Origin of the sequence: Thalassovita litoralis (assembly GCF_900182725.1) — a bacterium.
Lineage (GTDB): Bacteria > Pseudomonadota > Alphaproteobacteria > Rhodobacterales > Rhodobacteraceae > Thalassobius > Thalassobius litoralis.
Window position 1 is genome coordinate 1 of sequence record NZ_FXTO01000035.1, and the last position, 19077, is coordinate 19077.

General features: G+C 61.2%; 19 protein-coding genes and 3 pseudogenes. 17 read left to right on the forward strand and 5 right to left on the reverse strand.

Annotation, left to right across the window (positions count from 1 at the left end; all coding sequences use genetic code 11):
* Window positions 1–89, forward strand: a pseudogene (locus tag FN828_RS17355) (IS5/IS1182 family transposase); the annotation flags it as partial.
* A 70-nt stretch (window positions 90–159) separates the two neighbouring features.
* On the forward strand, window positions 160–585 hold the full coding sequence (locus FN828_RS17360) for an HK97 family phage prohead protease (protein WP_235891520.1): 426 nt from the start codon (window positions 160–162) through the stop codon (window positions 583–585).
* On the opposite strand, the pseudogene FN828_RS17365 reads toward FN828_RS17360, so the two are convergent.
* Window positions 570–1391 (reverse strand): annotated as a pseudogene (locus FN828_RS17365) (phage major capsid protein); the annotation flags it as partial. The gene FN828_RS17360 and the pseudogene FN828_RS17365 overlap by 16 nt on opposite strands.
* A gap of 113 nt (window positions 1392–1504) precedes the next feature.
* Between FN828_RS17365 and FN828_RS17370 the strand changes: the two are divergent.
* The 14 genes and pseudogenes from FN828_RS17370 to cysK all read left to right on the forward strand — a co-directional run.
* Window positions 1505–1873, forward strand: a pseudogene (locus tag FN828_RS17370) (phage major capsid protein); the annotation flags it as partial.
* Between the two features lie 153 nt (window positions 1874–2026).
* Window positions 2027–2617: a head-tail connector protein gene (locus tag FN828_RS17375; protein WP_142494644.1), complete on the forward strand. Its 591-nt coding sequence runs from the start codon at window positions 2027–2029 to the stop codon at window positions 2615–2617.
* Window positions 2614–2940 carry a head-tail adaptor protein gene (locus FN828_RS17380; protein WP_142494645.1) on the forward strand — a complete coding sequence of 109 codons (327 nt, stop codon included), beginning with the start codon at window positions 2614–2616 and terminating at the stop codon, window positions 2938–2940. Before FN828_RS17375 ends, FN828_RS17380 begins: the two co-directional genes overlap by 4 nt.
* Complete coding sequence (locus FN828_RS17385) at window positions 2937–3344, forward strand: DUF3168 domain-containing protein (protein ID WP_142494646.1); 408 nt, start codon at window positions 2937–2939, stop codon at window positions 3342–3344. Before FN828_RS17380 ends, FN828_RS17385 begins: the two co-directional genes overlap by 4 nt.
* 27 nt (window positions 3345–3371) lie before the next feature.
* Window positions 3372–3788 (forward strand): phage major tail protein, TP901-1 family, encoded by a 417-nt coding sequence (locus FN828_RS17390; protein WP_142494647.1) that lies wholly within the window; start codon window positions 3372–3374, stop codon window positions 3786–3788.
* A gap of 1 nt (window position 3789) precedes the next feature.
* Window positions 3790–4128 (forward strand): gene transfer agent family protein, encoded by a 339-nt coding sequence (locus tag FN828_RS17395; protein ID WP_142494648.1) that lies wholly within the window; start codon window positions 3790–3792, stop codon window positions 4126–4128.
* Window positions 4125–4364: a rcc01693 family protein gene (locus FN828_RS17400; protein ID WP_142494649.1), complete on the forward strand. Its 240-nt coding sequence runs from the start codon at window positions 4125–4127 to the stop codon at window positions 4362–4364. The genes FN828_RS17395 and FN828_RS17400 overlap by 4 nt, the downstream gene beginning before the upstream one ends.
* Window positions 4351–4998: a phage tail tape measure protein gene (locus FN828_RS17405; protein WP_142494650.1), complete on the forward strand. Its 648-nt coding sequence runs from the start codon at window positions 4351–4353 to the stop codon at window positions 4996–4998. Before FN828_RS17400 ends, FN828_RS17405 begins: the two co-directional genes overlap by 14 nt.
* A 15-nt stretch (window positions 4999–5013) precedes the next feature.
* Window positions 5014–5646, forward strand: a complete 633-nt coding sequence (locus tag FN828_RS17410) for a DUF2460 domain-containing protein (RefSeq protein ID WP_142494651.1) — start codon at window positions 5014–5016, stop codon at window positions 5644–5646.
* Window positions 5643–6518 carry a DUF2163 domain-containing protein gene (locus FN828_RS17415; protein WP_142494652.1) on the forward strand — a complete coding sequence of 292 codons (876 nt, stop codon included), beginning with the start codon at window positions 5643–5645 and terminating at the stop codon, window positions 6516–6518. Before FN828_RS17410 ends, FN828_RS17415 begins: the two co-directional genes overlap by 4 nt.
* A complete protein-coding gene (locus FN828_RS17420; protein ID WP_142494653.1) occupies window positions 6515–6964 on the forward strand; it encodes a C40 family peptidase in 450 nt (149 codons plus the stop codon). The genes FN828_RS17415 and FN828_RS17420 overlap by 4 nt, the downstream gene beginning before the upstream one ends.
* On the forward strand, window positions 6964–10878 hold the full coding sequence (locus FN828_RS17425; RefSeq protein ID WP_142494654.1) for a baseplate multidomain protein megatron: 3915 nt from the start codon (window positions 6964–6966) through the stop codon (window positions 10876–10878). The genes FN828_RS17420 and FN828_RS17425 overlap by 1 nt, the downstream gene beginning before the upstream one ends.
* A 133-nt stretch (window positions 10879–11011) precedes the next feature.
* A complete protein-coding gene (gene cysE, locus FN828_RS17430) occupies window positions 11012–11827 on the forward strand; it encodes a serine O-acetyltransferase (RefSeq protein WP_142494655.1) in 816 nt (271 codons plus the stop codon).
* A gap of 94 nt (window positions 11828–11921) precedes the next feature.
* Window positions 11922–12989: a cysteine synthase A gene (gene cysK / locus FN828_RS17435; RefSeq protein ID WP_142494656.1), complete on the forward strand. Its 1068-nt coding sequence runs from the start codon at window positions 11922–11924 to the stop codon at window positions 12987–12989.
* Window positions 12990–13043: 54 nt separating this feature from the next.
* Here the strand turns inward: cysK and FN828_RS17440 are convergent, their stop codons facing one another.
* The 4 genes from FN828_RS17440 to FN828_RS17455 form a co-directional block, all read right to left on the reverse strand.
* A complete protein-coding gene (locus tag FN828_RS17440) occupies window positions 13044–14348 on the reverse strand; it encodes a pyruvate dehydrogenase complex dihydrolipoamide acetyltransferase (protein ID WP_142494657.1) in 1305 nt (434 codons plus the stop codon).
* Between the two features lie 13 nt (window positions 14349–14361).
* On the reverse strand, window positions 14362–15729 hold the full coding sequence (locus FN828_RS17445; protein ID WP_142494658.1) for a pyruvate dehydrogenase complex E1 component subunit beta: 1368 nt from the start codon (window positions 15727–15729) through the stop codon (window positions 14362–14364).
* Window positions 15730–15744: 15 nt separating this feature from the next.
* The gene (gene pdhA, locus FN828_RS17450; RefSeq protein WP_142494659.1) at window positions 15745–16734 is read right to left on the reverse strand and encodes a pyruvate dehydrogenase (acetyl-transferring) E1 component subunit alpha; all 990 of its coding nucleotides are present in this window, start codon (window positions 16732–16734) and stop codon (window positions 15745–15747) included.
* Between the two features lie 216 nt (window positions 16735–16950).
* Window positions 16951–17250, reverse strand: coding sequence for an FtsB family cell division protein (locus tag FN828_RS17455; protein ID WP_142494660.1), 300 nt, complete (start codon window positions 17248–17250; stop codon window positions 16951–16953).
* Between the two features lie 208 nt (window positions 17251–17458).
* Between FN828_RS17455 and FN828_RS17460 the strand changes: the two genes are divergently transcribed.
* A complete protein-coding gene (locus FN828_RS17460; protein ID WP_142494661.1) occupies window positions 17459–19075 on the forward strand; it encodes an acyl-CoA dehydrogenase family protein in 1617 nt (538 codons plus the stop codon).
* Window positions 19076–19077 lie beyond the last annotated feature (2 nt).

A 19077-nucleotide genomic window follows, 5' to 3' on the forward strand; every position in this document is an offset into this window, starting at 1 on the left:
GGCGGCGGGTCGCCACCCGATATGACCGCTGCCCCGAAGTCTTCCTCTCGGCCATCGCTCTCGCCGCAACAGTCATGTTTTGGTTATGAGTCCTGAGCCTAGGGGGTGGCGATGGAGAGCGGGCTGGAACATAAATTCTGCCGATTCGACGCGGATCAGATGGTGGTCGAAGGGCTGCGGATCGAAGGATACGCCAGCCTGTTCGGACTGGTCGATCAGGGCGGCGATGTGGTGGCGTCCGGGGCTTATGGCGCGTCATTGGCGGCGCTGGCAGGGGCTGAGCGCGGGGTGAAAATGCTGTGGCAGCACGATCCGGCACAGCCCATCGGGGTCTGGGACGCGGTGCAGGAAGATGCGCGAGGTCTGCATGTGCGGGGCCGGTTGCTGGACAGTGTGGACAAGGGCCGCGAGGCTGCCGCGCTGATTGCGGCGGGGGCGATTGACGGGCTGTCCATCGGGTATCGCACGAAACGCGCAACCAAGGGCGCGGATGGGCGGCGGGTTCTGACAGAACTGGAGCTGTGGGAAGTGTCGCTGGTGACGTTCCCGATGCTGCCAAGCGCACGGGTGGCGGCCAGCGCATAAACCAGATCAACAATCGCATCCGCCGATCCGAAATCGCCATCGGTGCCGGTCGGCACATAGCCCAGATTGCCCCAGGCCCACACATCATTGTCCACCGCCGTATGGGTCAGAAACCCGGTGGGCTTATCCACGCCATCCCCGCTGACAAACGCCGCCGCCTCGGCGCGGGCGAACTTGTCCGCGATACGGCCCGCCAGCCAACCTTCAACGTCGAACGCGCTATCATCCAGCAACCGTTGCGATGCCTTGGGCAGCGCCGCCAGTTCATGCAGCGGAATGGTGATACGGTCGATAGACGGGGTGCCGGTTTCCGCGCTGGCCGCCGTTTCCGTGGCCCAGCCATGCCCCACATCGGTGTGATCCACCAATACGTCATAGCTCGTCGCCTCGACCGCCACCACATTGGCAATCTGCCGGATCGAGGCACTGGATTTCAGCACACTGCGGATCGTGTCTGATGTCTGCGGGTCCACCAGATACCCACCATCGCCATTCACCGCCGCAGACAGCGCCTTGCCCTCCAGCTCCAGCCCGCGCAGCGCGTCATCGTCACCATGACGCACATAGGCATCAAAGGCTTTCTGATGCGGCGCTTCCACTGTGGCGGCATGGGCCAGAACCGGACGCGCAGGGGCAAAAGATTTACGATCAAGCATGGTCAGTCGCTCTTCCTGATGTTGAAGTTTTTTATCCACATTGGCCCGAAAGCCTTTGAACTCATTCATGAAACCCGCAATCGCAGACTTCACATCCTGAACCGAAGACACAGCTTCCCCGGTCCCAGCCTTTCGCTCGGTCATGGTCATCCCATTTTCCCTTTGGTTAAATCAGACGGCGCTAGTCCTGCGCCATTTCGCAGCGTGCCGCCTCGAACAGCGCCGCCATATCCCGCCAGGGATCGCCTGCGGCGTCGTCGGACTTGGGGGCGCAGTATCGCGCCAATGGCACATTCGTGATGAATTCCAAAACCGCCGGGGCGGTGCGCAAGCTGAAGGATGGCGACGGGCGGTTCCTGTGGTCTGACGGGCTGGCGGCCGGGGAACCGGCGCGGCTGATGGGCTATCGCGTGCTGATCGCCGAGGATATGCCGGATATTGCCAGTGGGGCCGATGCCATTGCCTTTGGCGATTTTGGTGCGGGCTACACGGTGGCCGAACGTCCCGATTTGCGCATTCTGCGCGACCCGTTCAGCGCCAAGCCGCATGTGCTGTTCTATGCAACCAAGCGCGTCGGCGGCGATGTGAGCGATTTCGCCGCGATCAAGTTGCTGCGCTTTGCCATCGCGTAAGCGATTGGTGAGGGGGCTGGTTCCTTAGGTGGGCTGGCTCTGGGTGCGTGCTGCCGGACTATGGCGTTGTCTAGCTGCTCCCTCCGTTCGAGCAACGCTGGCGGCGCGCGCCCGACCCCAAGCGAGCGGGGAGGGAAAATGCGGAGTATTTCCATGATGTTAGTCGAAGAGACTGAAGTGCCGCAAGGGGCGCTGCCGGTGGATGTGTTCAAGGCCCATTTGCGGTTGGGCAGCGGGTTTGCCGAAGATAACGTGCAGGACGCGGTTCTGGAAAGCTATCTGCGGGCGGCGATAGCGGCGGTCGAGGCACGCACCGGCAAGGTGCTGATCGAGCGAGAATTTTCTTGGAGCCTGAGCCATTGGCGCGATGCGTCCGGGCAGGCGCTGCCGGTGGCCCCGGTGTCGGCGGTGGCGTCGGTTACGTTGGTCGACAGGGCGGGCGGGGAAACGGTGGTGAACCCCGCGCGGTATGTGTTGCGGCCCGATATGCAGCGCCCGCGCCTGTGTCCGGTATCGGGGCTGTTGCCGGTGATTGCCGGGGGCGGAATGGTACGGCTGCGGTTTCTGGCGGGATATGGGCCGGAATGGTCCGATCTGCCTGCCGATCTGGCGCAGGCGGTGCTGCTGCTGGCGGCGCATTATTACGAATACCGCCATGAAACGGCGTTGTCGGGGCGGTGTATGCCCTTTGGTGTCAGCAGCCTGCTGGAACGGTTCCGCACGTTTGCCGGGTGCATGTCATGAATGCCCCGCATCTGAACCGGGCGCTGGTGCTGGAGGCCCCGCAACGGGTGGCCGATGGCGCGGGCGGTTTTACGCAAAGCTGGGCGGCGTTGGGGTTGCTGTGGGCCGAAGTGTCGTTTCGCCACGGATCGGAACGCGCCGGACGGTCACGGACCGCATGGCGGATCGTGGTGCGGGGCGCCCCCGAAGGATCGTCTATGCGGCCCCGCGTGGATCAACGCTTTTGCGAGGGCGGTCGATTTTTCCGCATTGTCGCCGTGGCCGAGCGTGATCCCGGCGGGCGGTATCTGACCTGTTTGGCCGAAGAGGAGATGGCAGCATGAGTTACGCAGTAGCAAGCGCGCTGCAAACGGCGGTGTATCATCATTTGCTGGCGGATGCGGCGGTGGCCGCCTTGGTGGGGACCGATATCTATGACGCGATCCCGACCGGCACCTTACCCACGACCTATGTGACGCTGGGGCCGGAATTGGCGCGGGATAAATCCGACATGACCGGCGCGGGCGCACAGCATGAATTCACCGTCAGCGTTCATACCAGCGCGGCAGGGTTTGGCGTGGCCAAGGACGCGGCGGCGGCGATTTGCGATGCGTTGGTGGATGCCGATCTGGTGCTGTCGCGCGGGCATCTGGTGGCGCTGAATTTCTACAAGGCGCAGACGCTACGCGAAAGCACCGGCGAGCGGCGGATTGATCTGAAGTTCCGCGCGCGTGTCGACGATAACTGATTTTTTTCAACCAATGGAGTGAATGAGATGGATGCTCAGAATGGCAAGGATTTGTTGATCAAGGTGGACCTGACCGGGGACGGTTCGTTTGCGACGGTCGCGGGATTGCGGGCAACGCGGGTCAGCTTCAACGCGGAAAGCGTAGATGTGACCAGTTTGGAAAGTCAGGGGGGCTGGCGCGAATTGCTGGGCGGTGCGGGGGTGAAATCCGCGCAGATCGCCGGGTCCGGTGTGTTCAAGGATGCCAATACGGATGAACGGGCGCGGCAGATTTTCTTTGACGGGGAAACGCCGGACTTTCAGGTGATTATCCCGAATTTCGGCGTGGTCGAGGGCGCGTTCCAGATCACCGGCATTGAATATGCGGGCAGCTATAACGGGGAAGCGACCTATGAGCTGTCGCTGGCCTCGGCGGGGGCGCTGACCTTTACGGCGGCGGCCTGAGATGGCGAACCCTTGGGCAGGTGAGGTGGCGCTGGTCGTGGATGACCAGCGCCGGGTGATGAAGCTGACACTGGGCGCTTTGGCGGAACTGGAGGCGGCGCTGGGGGCGGATTCACTGGTGGCGCTGGTTGAACGGTTTGAAAGCGGGCGGTTTGCCGCGCGGGATGTGCTGTTGTTGCTGGCGGCGGGTTTGCGCGGGGGTGGCTGGGCTGGTGCGGCATCCGATCTGGCGCAGGCCGACATTGCGGGTGGCCCGGTTGGCGCTGCCCGCGCGGCGGCGGAATTGCTAGCGCGGGCCTTTGCCTTGCCCGGTGAAGGGCATGGCGAGGGGGGCGCATGAACGGCTTTGACTGGCCCGCGCTGATGCGGGCCGGGATGCGCGGGTTGGGGCTGTCGCCAGAGGCGTTCTGGCGGCTGACCCCGGTGGAACTGCGGGTGCTGTTGGGGACGAGTGCAGGCGCAGCCCCGTTGGGGCGGTCGCGGCTGGATCAACTGCTGGTGGCCTACCCGGATCAGGTTGCCCCCCCGGCACCCGGCCCGGAAAACACAGGAGAGACGGAAAATGACCGAGATTGATGGGCTGGATGGGTTTCAGGATCAGGTGGACGCGCTGGAGACCTCTTTGGGGGCGGCGTCCGGTATGGCGGCGGGGTTCGAGGCGGAATTGCGCCGGATGCAAGGGGCAATGAGCGCGACCGCCGCCGATGTGGGGGCGTTGGAACGTGGACTAAGCCGTGGGCTGCGCCGTGCCTTTGATGGGGTGGTGATGGACGGGATGAAGCTGTCGGACGCCTTGCAGACGGTGGCGCAGGCGATGGTGAACACGGTCTATTCGGCGGCGGTAAAGCCGGTGACCGATCATTTTGGCGGTTTGTTGGCGCAGGGGATCGCGGGGTTGATGCCATTTGCCGATGGCGGATCGTTTGCACAAGGTCGGGTGATGCCGTTTGCCAATGGCGGGGTGGTCAATGGGCCGGTGAGTTTTCCGATACGTGGCGGCATGGGGCTGATGGGCGAGGCCGGACCGGAAGCGATCATGCCACTGACGCGTGGGGCCGATGGCAAGCTGGGCGTTCGTGCGCAAGGCGGCGGGGCGACGACTGTGGTGATGAATATCACGACACCGGATGTCGAGGGGTTCCGGCGCTCGGGGTCGCAAATCGCGGCGCAGATGGGCCGGGCCTTGGGCCGTAGCCAGCGCATTCGTTGATCGAAGGGGGCTGATATGCAGTTTCACGAGGTAAGATTTCCCGCCAATCTGAGCTTTGGCGCGGTGGGGGGGCCAGAGCGGCGCACCGAGATTGTTGCGTTGGTTAACGGCCATGAGGAACGTAACACGCCCTGGGCGCATTCACGGCGGCATTACGATGCCGGGATGGGGATGCGTTCGCTGGATGATGTCGAAGTACTGATCGGGTTTTTCGAGGCGCGTCAGGGCCAGATGTACGGGTTTCGCTGGAAGGATTGGGCGGATTTCAAATCCTGTCTGCCCTCGGCCAAGGTGGCTTATGGCGATCAGGTGATTGCCGTGGGTGATGGGGAAAGCCGGGTGTTCCAACTGATGAAACATTACCGTTCTGGCGGTGCGGGCTATGCGCGTCCGATCAAAAAGCCGGTACAGGGGACCGTGCGTTTGGGCGTTGAAGGCGACGAATTGCAGGAAGGCATTCATTACGAGGTGGATGTGACGACCGGGATTGTAACGCTGAGTTTTGCCCCGAATGCAGGGGACGAGATCACCGCAGGCTATGAATTCGATGTGCCGGTGCGGTTCGACACGGATCGTATCCGGTCCTCGGTTGCCAGTTTCCAAGCGGGTGAAGTGCCGGATGTGCCAGTAATCGAGGTGCGCGTATGAAGCTGAGCGAGAATATGCAGGCCCATCTGTCCAGCGGTGTCACGACCCTGTGCCGCTGTTGGGCGGTCACACGGCGCGATGGCGTTGTGCTGGGCTTTACCGATCATGATGGCGATTTGCGCTTCGAGGATGTGGTGTTCCGGGCGGGCAGCGGGCTGACCGCGATGGCCTTGCAGCAGGGGACTGGGCTGGCGGTGGATAATACCGAAGCGATGGGCGCATTAAGCGATGCCGCAATTTCCGAAGTGGACATCGAAACCGGGCGCTATGACGGGGCCGAGGTACGGTGCTGGTTGGTGAACTGGGCCGATGTTACGCAGCGGGCTTTGCAGTTTCGCGGGGCGATTGGGGAATTGCGCCGCAGTGGCAGCGCCTTTCAAGCGGAATTGCTGGGGCTGACCGATTTGCTGAACCGTCCCGGTGGGCGGGTGTATCAAAAACCCTGTGCGGCAGTTCTGGGGGATGCTGCCTGTGGCAAGGATCTGGATATGCCCGGCTACCGTACCGAGGTGATTGTAAGCGCTGTTGAGGGCGCTGTGCTGCGGTTTGATGCGGTGCCGGGGTTTGATGACGGTTGGTTCCGGCGTGGAGTCTTGGAGGTGCTGGACGGTTTGGGCGCGGGGACACGCGGATCAATCAAGCAGGACGTTGTTCACGCTGATTGGCGCGAGGTGACGCTGTGGGCGCCGCTGTCTGGGTTGGTTACAGGCGTGCGGGTGCGATTGACCGCCGGGTGTGACAAGCGGATGGAAACATGCCGGTTGAAATTTGCCAATTTGGTGAACTTTCAGGGGTTCCCGGACATTCCGGGGGACGACTGGATGCTTGCGGTGCCGGTATCCGCCGCTGCGACTGGGGGAAGCCGGAGATGAGCGAATTGATCGTAACAGCCGCGCGGGGTTGGCTGGGGACACCCTATCGCCATCAATGCAGTGTAAAAGGGGTCGGGACCGATTGTCTGGGTCTGTTGCGGGGTGTCTGGCGGGAGTTGTTGGGCGATGAACCCGAAGCGGTGCCAAATTATTCGCGCGACTGGTCAGAACCACAGGGGGACGAGGCCTTGTGGAGGGCGGCCCTGCGGCATCTGACACCCAAGAGCCTGAACGATGATGCACCGGGAGACGTGTTGTTGTTTCGGATGCGGGATCGCGGGGTTGCGAAACATCTGGGGATTGCCGGGCAGGTCGGCGCGGCCCCTAGTTTCATACACGCCTATTCGAGACATGCGGTGGTGGAAAGCCCGCTAAGCCTGCCGTGGCGGCGGCGCATTGTGGCGCGGTTTGCATTTCCAGACATGGCGCAAGAAGGAGAGATGTGATGGCGACGATTTTGCTGTCGGCTGCCGGGGCGGCTGTTGGGGGAAGTCTTGGTGGATCGGTGATGGGGCTGTCTCTGGCAGCGACCGGGCGGTTCGTGGGGGCTACGGTCGGTCGGATGATTGACCAGAAGCTTCTAGGGTATGGGGCGGATGCGGTTGAAACGGGACGAGTAGATCGTTTTCGTCTGACCGGATCGGGCGAGGGTGCGGCTATTGCGCGTTTGTTCGGACGTATGCGCGTTGGAGGGCAGGTGATCTGGACCACGCAGTTTACCGAGCATATGGCAACCAGCGGAGGAGGGGGGAAGGGATCGCCTGCAACGCCATCGACCCGCGAATATCGTTATACCGTCAGTTTGGCGGTAGCCCTGTGCGAGGGGGTGATTGATGGGGTTGGACGGATCTGGGCGGATGGGACGGAAATCGCGCCTGGCGATTTGAACATGCGCGTGTATCCGGGGGACACCGCCCAATTGCCGGACCCAAAAATGGAAGCTGTGGAAGGGGCGGGAATGGTTCCGGCCTATCGTGGAACCGCGTATGTGGTGTTCGAGGATCTAGACCTGTCCGCCTTTGGCAACCGGGTGCCACAATTCACCTTCGAGGTTCTGCGGGCGGATCGTGTGTATGAAGGCACCGATCTGGCGGAACCGGCGCGGGCGGTGAAGGGCGTGGCGCTGATCCCCGGCACGGGGGAATACGCATTGGCGACCGATCCGGCGGTGGTGGAATACGGGCTGGGCGAAAGCAAACAGGTCAATGTTAACACCCCGTCTGGGGCGGTGGATTTCGTGACATCGCTGGACCAGTTGGAGCGTGAATTGCCGGGATGTGAGGCGGTTTCCCTGATTGTTAGCTGGTTTGGCGATGACTTGCGCTGTGGCGATTGCCGGGTGCGCCCGATGGTTGAACAGTCCGAATATGACGCTGACGGGATGCCCTGGAGTGTTGCGGGGGTGACGCGCAGTAGCGCCGAGGTGATCCCGGAGCAGGACGGGCGGGTTGTGTATGGCGGTACGCCAACCGATCAAGCTGTGGTGCAGGCGCTGGGCGAAATGCGGGCGCGGGGCAAGCGGGTGATGTTTTATCCGTTCATCTTGATGGATCAACTGGCGGGGAATGGGCTGGACGATCCCTATGGGGCGGAGGAACAGCCCGTTCTGCCGTGGCGAGGGCGGATCACCTTGTCCGCAGCGCCGGGCATGAGCGGTAGCCCGGACGGCACCGTACAAGCCGAGGCAGAGGTCGCAGCGTTTTTTGGCACGGCGGCGGCCAGCGATTTCGTGGTGGCGGATGGGGCTGTCAGCTATAGCGGGCCTGCTGAATGGTCTTATCGCCGGTTTGTTCTGCACAATGCGGCGCTGTGCGCGGCGGCGGGCGGGGTTGATGCGTTTTGCATTGGATCGGAAATGCGGGGGCTGACGCAAATACGGGGGGCTGGCAGCAGTTTCCCGACCGTGCAGGCGCTGCGTGATCTGGTGGCAGAGGTGCGCAGCCTGTTGGGGGCGGATGTGAAGCTGGGCTATGCGGCGGACTGGACCGAATATTTCGGCTATCACCCGCAAGATGGAACAGGCGATGTGTTTTTCCATCTGGATCCGCTTTGGGCGGATGACCAGATCGACTTTGTCGGGATCGACAACTACATGCCTCTGTCGGATTGGCGCGATGGGGATACCCATCTGGACGCGCAGGCGGCGGGGTCGATTTATGATCTGCCTTATCTGCGCGGCAATATCGAGGGCGGCGAAGGCTTCGATTGGTATTACCATTCGACCGAGGCCGAGGCGGCGCAAATTCGGACCCCGATCAGCGATGGGGCTTATGGTGAACCTTGGGTGTATCGTTACAAGGATATGCGCAATTGGTGGGCCAATGATCACCACAACAGGGTGAACGGCGTTCGGTCGGAATTGCCAACGGACTGGGTGCCGCAATCCAAGCCGATCTGGTTCACCGAACTGGGGTGTGCCGCGATTGACAAGGGGACAAACCAGCCGAACAAGTTTCTGGACCCGAAATCTTCGGAATCCAGCTTGCCGAAATATTCCAACGGGCGGCGGGATGAATTCCTTCAGATGCAATATTTGCGGGCGGTTCTGGGCTATTGGGGCGATCCCAACGTGAACCCTGTGTCAGCAGAATACGGCGGGCCGATGCTGGATCTGTCCAACGCCTATGTCTGGGCGTGGGATGCGCGGCCTTATCCGCATTTCCCGGCCAACACCGCACTCTGGAGCGATGGGGATAACTATGCCCGTGGGCATTGGCTGAATGGGCGTGGTGCGGCGCGATCTGTGGCATCGGTTGTGCGCGAGATTTGCGCGCGATCCGGTGTGACTGCGGTACAGACGGATCAGTTGTACGGCGTTGTCCGTGGGTATCTGAGCGAGGAAACAGAAACCGCACGGGCGGCGCTGCAACCGTTGATGTTGCGCTTTGGCTTCGATGTGATTGAACGGGACGGCGCACTGGAGTTCCGCAGCCGGGATGGCAAGGTGACACACGATATTCCGCCAGCGGCATTGGCCGTCAGTGAAGACACGCCATTGGGGCTGGACCGGACCCGCGCCGCCGAAAGTGAACTGACCGGGCGGGTGCGTCTGCGGTTCGTCGAGGCGGATGGGGATTTCGAAACCATCGCAGAAGAGGCGATCTTGCCGGATGAAAATAGCCATGCGGTTTCGTCCTCGGAAATGCCAATGGTCATGACGCGGGCCGAAGGGCGGCAGGTGGTGGAACGCTGGCTGGCCGAGGCGCGGCTGGCGCGGGATACGGTGAAGCTATCCTTGCCCTTGTCCATGTCCGCGTTGGGGGCGGGGGATGTGGTGCGCCTGAATGATGGGGTGCGATACCGTCTGGATCGGGTGGAAAGCGGGACGATGCTACTGGCCGAAGGTGTGCGGGTCGAGCGGGAAAGCTATGTGCCGCTGGAAATGCCGGACACCCCTGCGACGGTTGCCCCGTTTGCTGCGCCAACGGCTGTGTTCCCACTGTTTCTGGATTTGCCGCTGCTCAAGGGGGACGAGGTGGATCATGCCCCCCATATTGCGGCGACGGCTTCGCCCTGGCCGGGAACGGTTTCGGTGTTCAATGCGGTCGAGGATGCGGATTACGCACTGTTGGATACGCTGAACACGCCTGCTGTGATTGGGCAGTTGACTGCGCCGCTGATGCGGGCCGCACCGGGGCTGTATGATCATGCTGGTGTGGTGGAACTGCGGCTGGTGCGCGGGGAATTGTCGGGTGTTAGCGAGGCTGCATTGCTGAATGGGGCCAATGCGGCGGTAATCGGTGATGGTTCCCCCGATAACTGGGAGGTGATCCAATTCCGTGATGCGCAATTGGTGGGCGACCGGCAATACCGACTGTCGACGCTTTTGCGCGGGCAGCGTGGCAGCGATGGGCTGATGCCGGATGCGTGGCCTGCAGGCAGCTATTTCGTGCTGTTGGGGTCGGGGGTGCAACAGCTAAGTCTGCGGGCGGCAACGCGGACTGTGGCGCATCATTACCGGATCGGGCCATCCTTGCGGGCCTATGACGATCCGGCCTATCGGCACGAGGTTCATGCCTTTGCCGGGATCGGGTTGAAGCCCTATGCCCCTGCCCATTTGCGGGCCGATCCACAGGGGAACGGCGATGTTGCATGTAGCTGGATCAGGCGCACCCGGATTGATGGGGATAACTGGGACGCAGCAGAGGTGCCGCTGGGCGAAGAAACCGAGGCCTATGTGGTGCGCGTGATGCAGGGGGGAAGCGTGATCCGGGAAGAAAGCCTGAGCCTACCGAACTGGACATATGGCGCGGCGCAACAATCGGCGGACGGTTTGACCGGGCTGTTCGATGTGTCGGTGGCGCAGGTTTCGGCGCGGTTCGGGCCGGGGCATTGGACAAAGATAACGCTGTCTGTGTGATTGTTATGACCCGCCGGGATGTTCCGGCGGGTCATTTTCTTTTGTGATGGGGGATTTCAAGGCTTTGCATTTTGCCAAACGGTCCTATCTGCTATAGTCCAACATATCGGAGCACCACCGAAGGACCGTAATCATGTTTGAAACGCGCACAAAGCTGGCACAGGTTGATCCGGTCTGGAGCCGCATCCTGTCTGAAGCGGAACAAGCCGTGGTGGATGAACCACTGCTGGGCGGTTTGGTGCATTCCAGCATTTTGCACCATGCCTCGATTGAAAATGCGCTGGCCTACCGGATTTCGCTAAAGCTGGCCTCGGGCGAGATGTCCGAACAGTTGATCCGTGAGATTTGCGATGCTGCATACAGGTCCGATCCGGCGCTGGCCCTGTCCGCGCGGGCGGATATCGTGGCGGTTTACGAACGCGATCCGGCCTGCCATCGGTTCTTGCAGCCGCTGATGTTCTTCAAGGGGTTTCAGGCGCTGCAGGCCTATCGCGTGGCGCATTGGCTGTGGGGGCAGGGGCGGCGCGATCTGGCGTATTTTTTCCAGATGCGGATTTCTGAAAACTTCGGCGTGGATATTCACCCGGCGGCCCGGATTGGCAAAGGTATCATGATCGACCACGCGCACTCCATCGTAATCGGGGAAACCGCTGTGGTGGGCGATAACGTGTCGATGCTGCATTCGGTGACGCTGGGCGGCACCGGCAAGGAAGAGGAAGACCGCCATCCGAAAATCGGCGACGGCGTGCTGATCGGGGCCGGGGCCAAGGTGCTGGGCAATATCAAAATCGGGCATTGTTCCCGGATTGCCGCAGGGTCTGTTGTGCTGCATGACGTGCCGCCAAAATCCACAGTGGCCGGGGTGCCGGCCAAGGTGGTGGGCGAAGCGGGCTGTGATCAACCCTCGGTTCTGATGGATCAAAGCCTGAAAGGTTGTTCCGACTGTTGAACGCAAAACGGGACAGCATTCCAATCCTTTCCATTGTGGCGATGCCCGGCGGGATTTACCCTGACCGGGCATTTTCTTTGAGAGAGGGGTCGGGATGACACGCCAAACCGAAGGCCGCGGGCGGCTTTATGATACTATTCTGGATACGGTGGGCGATACGCCGGTGATCCGTGTCAACAAGCTGGCGCCGGATCATGTGCGCCTGTATGTGAAGGCCGAAGCCTTCAATCCCGGCGGGTCCGTCAAGGATCGTCTGGCGCTGAACATCATCGAAGCGGCGGAAAAATCCGGGGCGTTGAAACCGGGGCAAACCGTGGTCGAGGCGACCAGCGGCAATACCGGGATCGGGCTGGCGATGGTTTGCGCGGCCAAGGGCTATCCGCTGGTGATCACGATGGTCGAAACCTTTAGCGTTGAGCGGCGCAAGCTGATGCGCTTCCTTGGGGCCAAGGTGATCCTGACCCCGAAAGAGGAAAAAGGCACGGGCATGTATCAAAAGGCCAAGGAACTGGCCGAGAAAAACGGCTGGTTCTTTGCCCGCCAGTTTGAAACCGAAGCCAACGCTGACATCCACGAACACACCACCGCGCGGGAAATCATGGCCGATTTTGCGGGCGACCGGCTGGATTATTTCGTATCGGGCTTTGGCACGGGCGGCACCGTGACGGGCGTCAGCCGTGTGTTGCGTCGTGAACGGCCTGACACGAAAATCATCCTGACCGAACCCGCCAATGCGGCGATGGTGCAAAGCGGAACGCCGCAGGATCGCACCCCGGACGGTGAACCGGCGGTCAGCCACCCGGCCTTTGCGCCGCACCCGATCCAAGGCTGGACCCCGGACTTTATTCCGCTGGTGTTACAGGAATTGTTGGACAAAGGCGGCTATGACACGTTGCTGCCTGTCGCGGGGCCGGATGCGATCAAGGCGGCGCAGGATTTGGCGCTGCAAGAGGGGATTTTCACCGGGATTTCCGGCGGCGCAACCTTTGCCACGGCGCTGAAAGTTGCCGAAACCGCACCCGAGGGATCAGTCATTCTGGCGATGTTGCCGGACACCGGGGAACGTTACCTGTCCACGCCCTTGTTCGACGGGGTCGAGGATGTGATGACCGAGGACGAGATTGCTCTGATGCGATCCACACCCGGTTATCAAATGGGCTGAAACAAAAAACGCCGGGGTAATACCCCGGCGTTTTTTGATTTTATATCAGGGGCTTCACGCCAGCATGACCATCGGGTTTTCCAGATTGTCCACGATGGCCTGTAGCAGGTTCGCCCCCAACGCCCCGTCAATGACCCGGTGATCCACCGACATCGTGACGGACATCACCGTGGCCACGGCCAATTCGCCATCGGCGCCGACGACCGGTTTTTTGACCCCGGCCCCAACGGCCAGAATGCCCGAATGCGGCGGGTTTACGATGGCGTCGAAGTTATCAATGCCGAACATGCCCAGATTGGAAATCGCAAAGCTGCCGCCCTGATATTCATGCGGGGCCAGTTTGCGGTCGCGGGCGCGGGCGGCCAGATCCTTCATTTCGGACGAAAGAGCAGACAAGGATTTCATATCCGCATCTTTCAGAACCGGGGTGAACAGCCCGCCTTCGATTGCCACCGCCACGGCCACATCCGAAGGTTTCAGTTGCAGAACCCGGTCGCCCGCCCAGACGGCGTTTGCCTCGGGGATGGTTTGCAGCGCGTTGGCCACAGCCTTGATGATGAAATCATTGACCGACAGTTTTACACCACGGCCTTCCAGTTGCTTGTTCAACTGGCTGCGGAATTTCAGCAGCGCGTCCAGCTTGATATCCCGCCGCAGATAGAAATGCGGGATGGTCTGCTTGGCCTCGGACAGGCGGGCGGCGATGGTTTTGCGCATCCCATCCAGCTTGATTTCCTCGTAATCGCGGCCTTCGTACATTTTGCGCACGGTGTCGGTGGACGGACCAGCAGGAGCCGCCGCAGGGGCGGCAACGGTGGTTTGCGCAGGTGCGGGGGCCGCTGCTGCCGGGGCGGCGGCGGGTTGCGCGGTGGCCCCTTCGACATCGGCCTTGACGATCCGGCCACGCGGGCCAGAACCTGCGATCTGGCTCAGGTCCAGCCCCTTATCCGCCGCAATCCGCCGTGCCAGCGGGGACGCGAACAGGCGCGCGCCATCGGCGCTTTGGGGCGCTGCGGGGGCAGGGGCTGCGGGTTTGGCGGCCTCTGCCGCCTTGGCTGGTTCTGCCTGGGCGGTGGCTGTGGGGGCTGCGCTGGCGGCGATGTCATCAGCGCTTTCACCATCGTCCAGCAATACGGCGATGGGGGTGTTAACCTTTACGCCTTCGGTGCCTGCGGCGATCAGCAATTTGCCTATCACGCCTTCGTCCACGGCTTCGAACTCCATCGTCGCTTTGTCAGTCTCAATTTCCGCCAGCAGGTCGCCCGATTGTACGGTATCGCCTTCCTTGACCAGCCATTTCGCCAATGTGCCTTCCTCCATCGTGGGGGACAGCGCGGGCATCAGGATTTCTGTGGGCATCGCATTTTCCTCCTTACCGATAGGTGACTTGCTTCACGGCGGCGATCACCTCGTCCGTGGTGATCAGCGCGTGGCGTTCCAGATTGGCGGCATAGGGCATGGGGACGTCCTTGCCGGTGCAGTTGATCACTGGCGCATCCAGATAATCAAAGGCGCGTTCCATGATCACAGCCGACAGGTGGTTGCCGATGGATGCGACCGGGAAGCCTTCTTCGATGGTGACGCAGCGGTTGGTTTTCATGACCGAGCCAATCACCGTGTCGTAATCAATCGGGCGCAGGGTGCGCAGGTCGATCACTTCGGCGGAAATGCCATCCTCAGCCAATTTCTCGGCGGCTTCCAGCGCGTATTGCATCCCGATCCCAAAGCTGACCAGCGTCACATCGGTGCCTTCGCGCCAGATGCGGGCCTTGCCAAAGGGAACGGTGTAATCCGCCACATCCGGCACATCAAAGCTGCGCCCGTACAGGATTTCATTTTCAAGGAAAATCACCGGGTTCGGGTCACGAATGGCCGATTTCAACAGCCCCTTGGCATCCGAGGCGGAATAGGGCTGTACCACTTTCAGGCCGGGAATATGCGCATACCATGCTGCGTAATCCTGACTGTGCTGGGCGCCCACGCGGGCGGCGGCACCGTTCGGGCCACGGAACACGATGGGGCATCCCATCTGACCGCCCGACATATACAGCGTTTTCGCAGCCGAGTTGATGATATGGTCAATCGCCTGCATGGCAAAGTTGAAGGTCATGAATTCCACGATCGGGCGCAGACCACCAAAGGCCGATCCCACCGCGATCCCGGCGAACCCGTGTTCGGTGATCGGCGTGTCGATCACGCGCTTCGATCCGAAATCGTCCAGCAATCCCTGACTGATCTTATACGCCCCCTGATATTCGGCGACTTCTTCGCCCATCAGGTAAACGGTTTCATCGCGGCGCATTTCTTCGGCCATCGCATCGCGCAGGGCTTCGCGGACCGTTTGCTTTTTCATCGGGGTGCCTTCGGGCCAGTCTGGCGTGGGCGCGGCGGGTTTTACCGCCGCGGGGGCAGGGGCTGCCGCAGGTTGCGGGGCGTCCTGTGCCGGGGCGGCTGTTGGTGCGGGCTGGGCGGTGGTGCTGATGTCATCGGCGCTTTCGCCATCTTCCAGCAATACGGCGATGGGGGTGTTCACCTTTACGCCTTCGGTGCCTTCGGCAATCAGGATTTTGCCGATGGTGCCTTCGTCCACCGCCTCAAATTCCATCGTCGCCTTGTCGGTTTCAATTTCGGCAATAATGTCGCCGGACGAAACGGTATCGCCTTCTTTCACCAGCCATTTGGCCAATGTGCCTTCTTCCATCGTCGGAGACAGCGCGGGCATAAGGATTTCGGTTGCCATTGGTCTATCTCCTCCTCAAGCGTAAATATCGGTCCACAGCTCCTCAAGCGCAGGCTCGGGGCTGGTTTTGGCGAAATCGGCGGATTTGTTGACGATTTCCTTGATCTCTTTGTCGATGGCCTTCAGGTCATCTTCGGTGGCGTGTTTACCGCCCAGCAGCAGATCGCGCACATGTTCGATGGCGTCTTTTTCTTCGCGCATTTTCTGCACTTCTTCGCGGGTGCGGTATTTTGCCGGGTCAGACATCGAATGCCCGCGATAGCGATAGGTTTTCACCTCAAGGATATACGGCCCTTTGCCCGCGCGGCAGTGAGCGACAGCTTTGTCGCCTGCCTCTTTTACGGCCAGAACGTCCATGCCATCCACCGCTTCGCCCGGAATGCCAAAGGCCGCGCCACGGGTGTACAGATCCGGGGTAGAGGTCGAACGGCGCTGCGCTGTTCCCATCGCATATTGGTTGTTTTCGATGACGAAAATCACCGGCAGCTTCCACAGCGCGGCCATGTTGAAGGTCTCATAGACTTGCCCCTGGTTCGCTGCACCATCCCCGAAATAGGTGAAGGTCACGCGCTTATTGTCCAGATATTTATCGGCAAAGGCCAGACCAGCCCCCAGCGGCACCTGTGCGCCCACGATGCCGTGGCCGCCATAGAAATGTTTCTCTTTCGAGAACATGTGCATAGAGCCGCCCTTGCCCTTGGAATACCCGCCTTCACGGCCCGTCAGTTCGGCCATGACGCCATCGGGGTTCATGCCACAGGCCAGCATGTGACCATGATCGCGATAGGATGTGATGCGTTTGTCGCCGTCTTCGGCTGCGGCTTCCAGACCGACCACCACAGCCTCTTGGCCGATGTACAGGTGGCAGAATCCCCCGATCAGACCCATGCCGTATAGTTGACCTGCCTTTTCTTCGAATCGACGGATCAACAACATGTCACGGTAGTATTTTTTCAGCTCATCAGCCGAAACATTTGATTTGCTTGGGGTTTTTCTGGCGGCCATGCGGCGTCCTCCTCCCGGAACCAATAATAGTTTAGCGTTAAACCATTTATACTGCATTCATCCGCGCAGTGCGAGAAATAAATGCGGGCGGTCATTCTGGCTGGTCTGTTCGTTCAGGATGATCTGTCAGACCCGTTTACGCAAGAGCGTATCAGCCTGCACCACGGCGATGAATGCAGTGCTGCCGGGGGGATGTTGCGGTGTTGGTTGATGGGGTCAGCGAATGGCCAGTTCGTCGCTGCGCAGCAGACCCAAAACCGAACGGGCCTGTTCGTCCAGCAGATCAGGGTCCAGATAGGTATCAGACAGACGGCGGGTCAGATTTTCCATCCGGGCGACTTCGACATTCAGCTTATCCAGTTCGCGTTCCAGCGCCCGCGATTCGGCGGTGATTTCAGCGCGCCGGAACACACCAAAGCTGCCTTGCACGGCGGCAAAGGTGAAATAGGCGCCAGCCAAAAATGCGAGTGTGAAATAAACCCATGCCCCAAAAGCGGGTTTTCTGCGACGTGCCATAAAAATCTGCCTCTTTTTCCGCCTCTTACGGGCGGTGACAGCAGAATGCCACAAGCGATTCGCTTTGTGAATCCCCTAATCGGCGTCAATCGGCATCAATATGCACCGAAATCGTGAAGCGGTGCCTTTTTGCCTGCTACGCGGCGTAAATGTGGATTGGTTTTACCGTGCAGGCCATGCTGCGCCCAATACCCGAGGAGGAGTGACAATGACAGTTTCAGGACACAGTACCCTGCACACGCATGAGGTTTCCAATCAACCGCAGCCACGCGGGGGGCGGGATTATTGGGCGGATGATCTGCCCCTGCGCGAACAAATGGCCCATGCGGGGGCGGATCAGGCGGCCTTGGCCGTCGCGGGGCGGGATTTTGCTGCGCCAGATCGTTTGCAGGATGCCGACGATGCCCGCCGGGATTTACCCCGGCTGAAATTGTTTGACCGCTCTGGCCGCCGTCTGGACGAGGTGCATTTCCACCCCGGTTATCACAACATCATGCGCGTGGCGATCGAACACGGCTATGCCGCTGCCGCATGGGAAGGAAAGCCGGGAGGCCACGCCACCCATGCCGCGCTGACCTATTACATGGCGCAGTTGGAGCCGGGTATTTCCTGTCCGTTGACCATGACCTATGCCGCTGTGCCTGCGCTTTTGAATGACGAAGGGTTGGCAAAGCAATGGAACCCGAAACTGACCGCCCGCAGCTATGACCCAGCTATCAAACCCCTGTCCCAAAAGGCCGGGGTGACGATGGGCATGGCGATGACGGAAAAACAGGGCGGATCCGATGTGCGGGCCAATTCCACCCGTGCCGTGCGCGATGGGGCGGATTATCGCCTGATCGGGCATAAATGGTTCTGCTCGGCCCCGATGTGCGACGGGTTCCTGACGCTGGCGCAGGCACCCGGCGGGTTGACCTGTTTCGTCGTCCCTCGCTGGCTGGAGGATGGATCGCGCAACACGATGCATTTGCAGCGGCTCAAGGATAAGCTGGGCAATCGGGCGAATGCGTCGTCGGAAATCGAATATGATTACACGCTGGCGCACCGTCTGGGCGAAGAAGGGCAGGGCGTCAAAACCATCATCGAAATGGTGCATCATACCCGGCTGGATACCGCCATTGCCCCCGCTGGCCTGATGCGTGCCGCATTGGCCGAGGCGAAATGGTGGATTTCCCATCGCAACGCGTTCCAGCGGCGTTTGATCGACCAGCCCCTGATGCAATCGGTCATTGCCGATCTGGCGCTGGACTGGGAAGCGGCGCTGGCAATGGCAATGGGCTGCGCCCGCGCCTTTGATGGCGACAGCGACGAAGACCGCGCCTTTGCCCGGATCGCGGTGGCGCTGGCGAAATACCTGTCGAACAAACGCGCCCCCGGCGTCATCTACGAAGCGATGGAGGCTTTGGGCGGTATGGGCTATATCGAAGAAACCCCCATGCCGATGCTGTACCGCGAAGCGCCGTTGAACTCGATCTGGGAAGGGTCGGGCAACGTGATCTGTCTGGATATCCTGCGCACGCTGTCCCGCGCCCCGCTCGCGGCCGAAGCGTTGATGGCGCGGTTGCAATCGGCGCAGGGGTTGGATGCACGGTATGATGCGGCGCTGGCGGCGCATATGTCCCGCTGGCCCGCCATCCCGCCAGAGTCTGAGGCCCGTTGGTTCACCGAAAGCCTTGCCACACTAATGGGTGCGGCGATGCTGCTGGAAACCACGCCGAACGCGGTGGCCGATGGCTATATCACCACCCGGATCGACGGTCAGCGCGGGATCACGGCGGGGGCGGTTTCTGGGATTGATGTGTTGGGCATTCTGGACCGGATTTAACC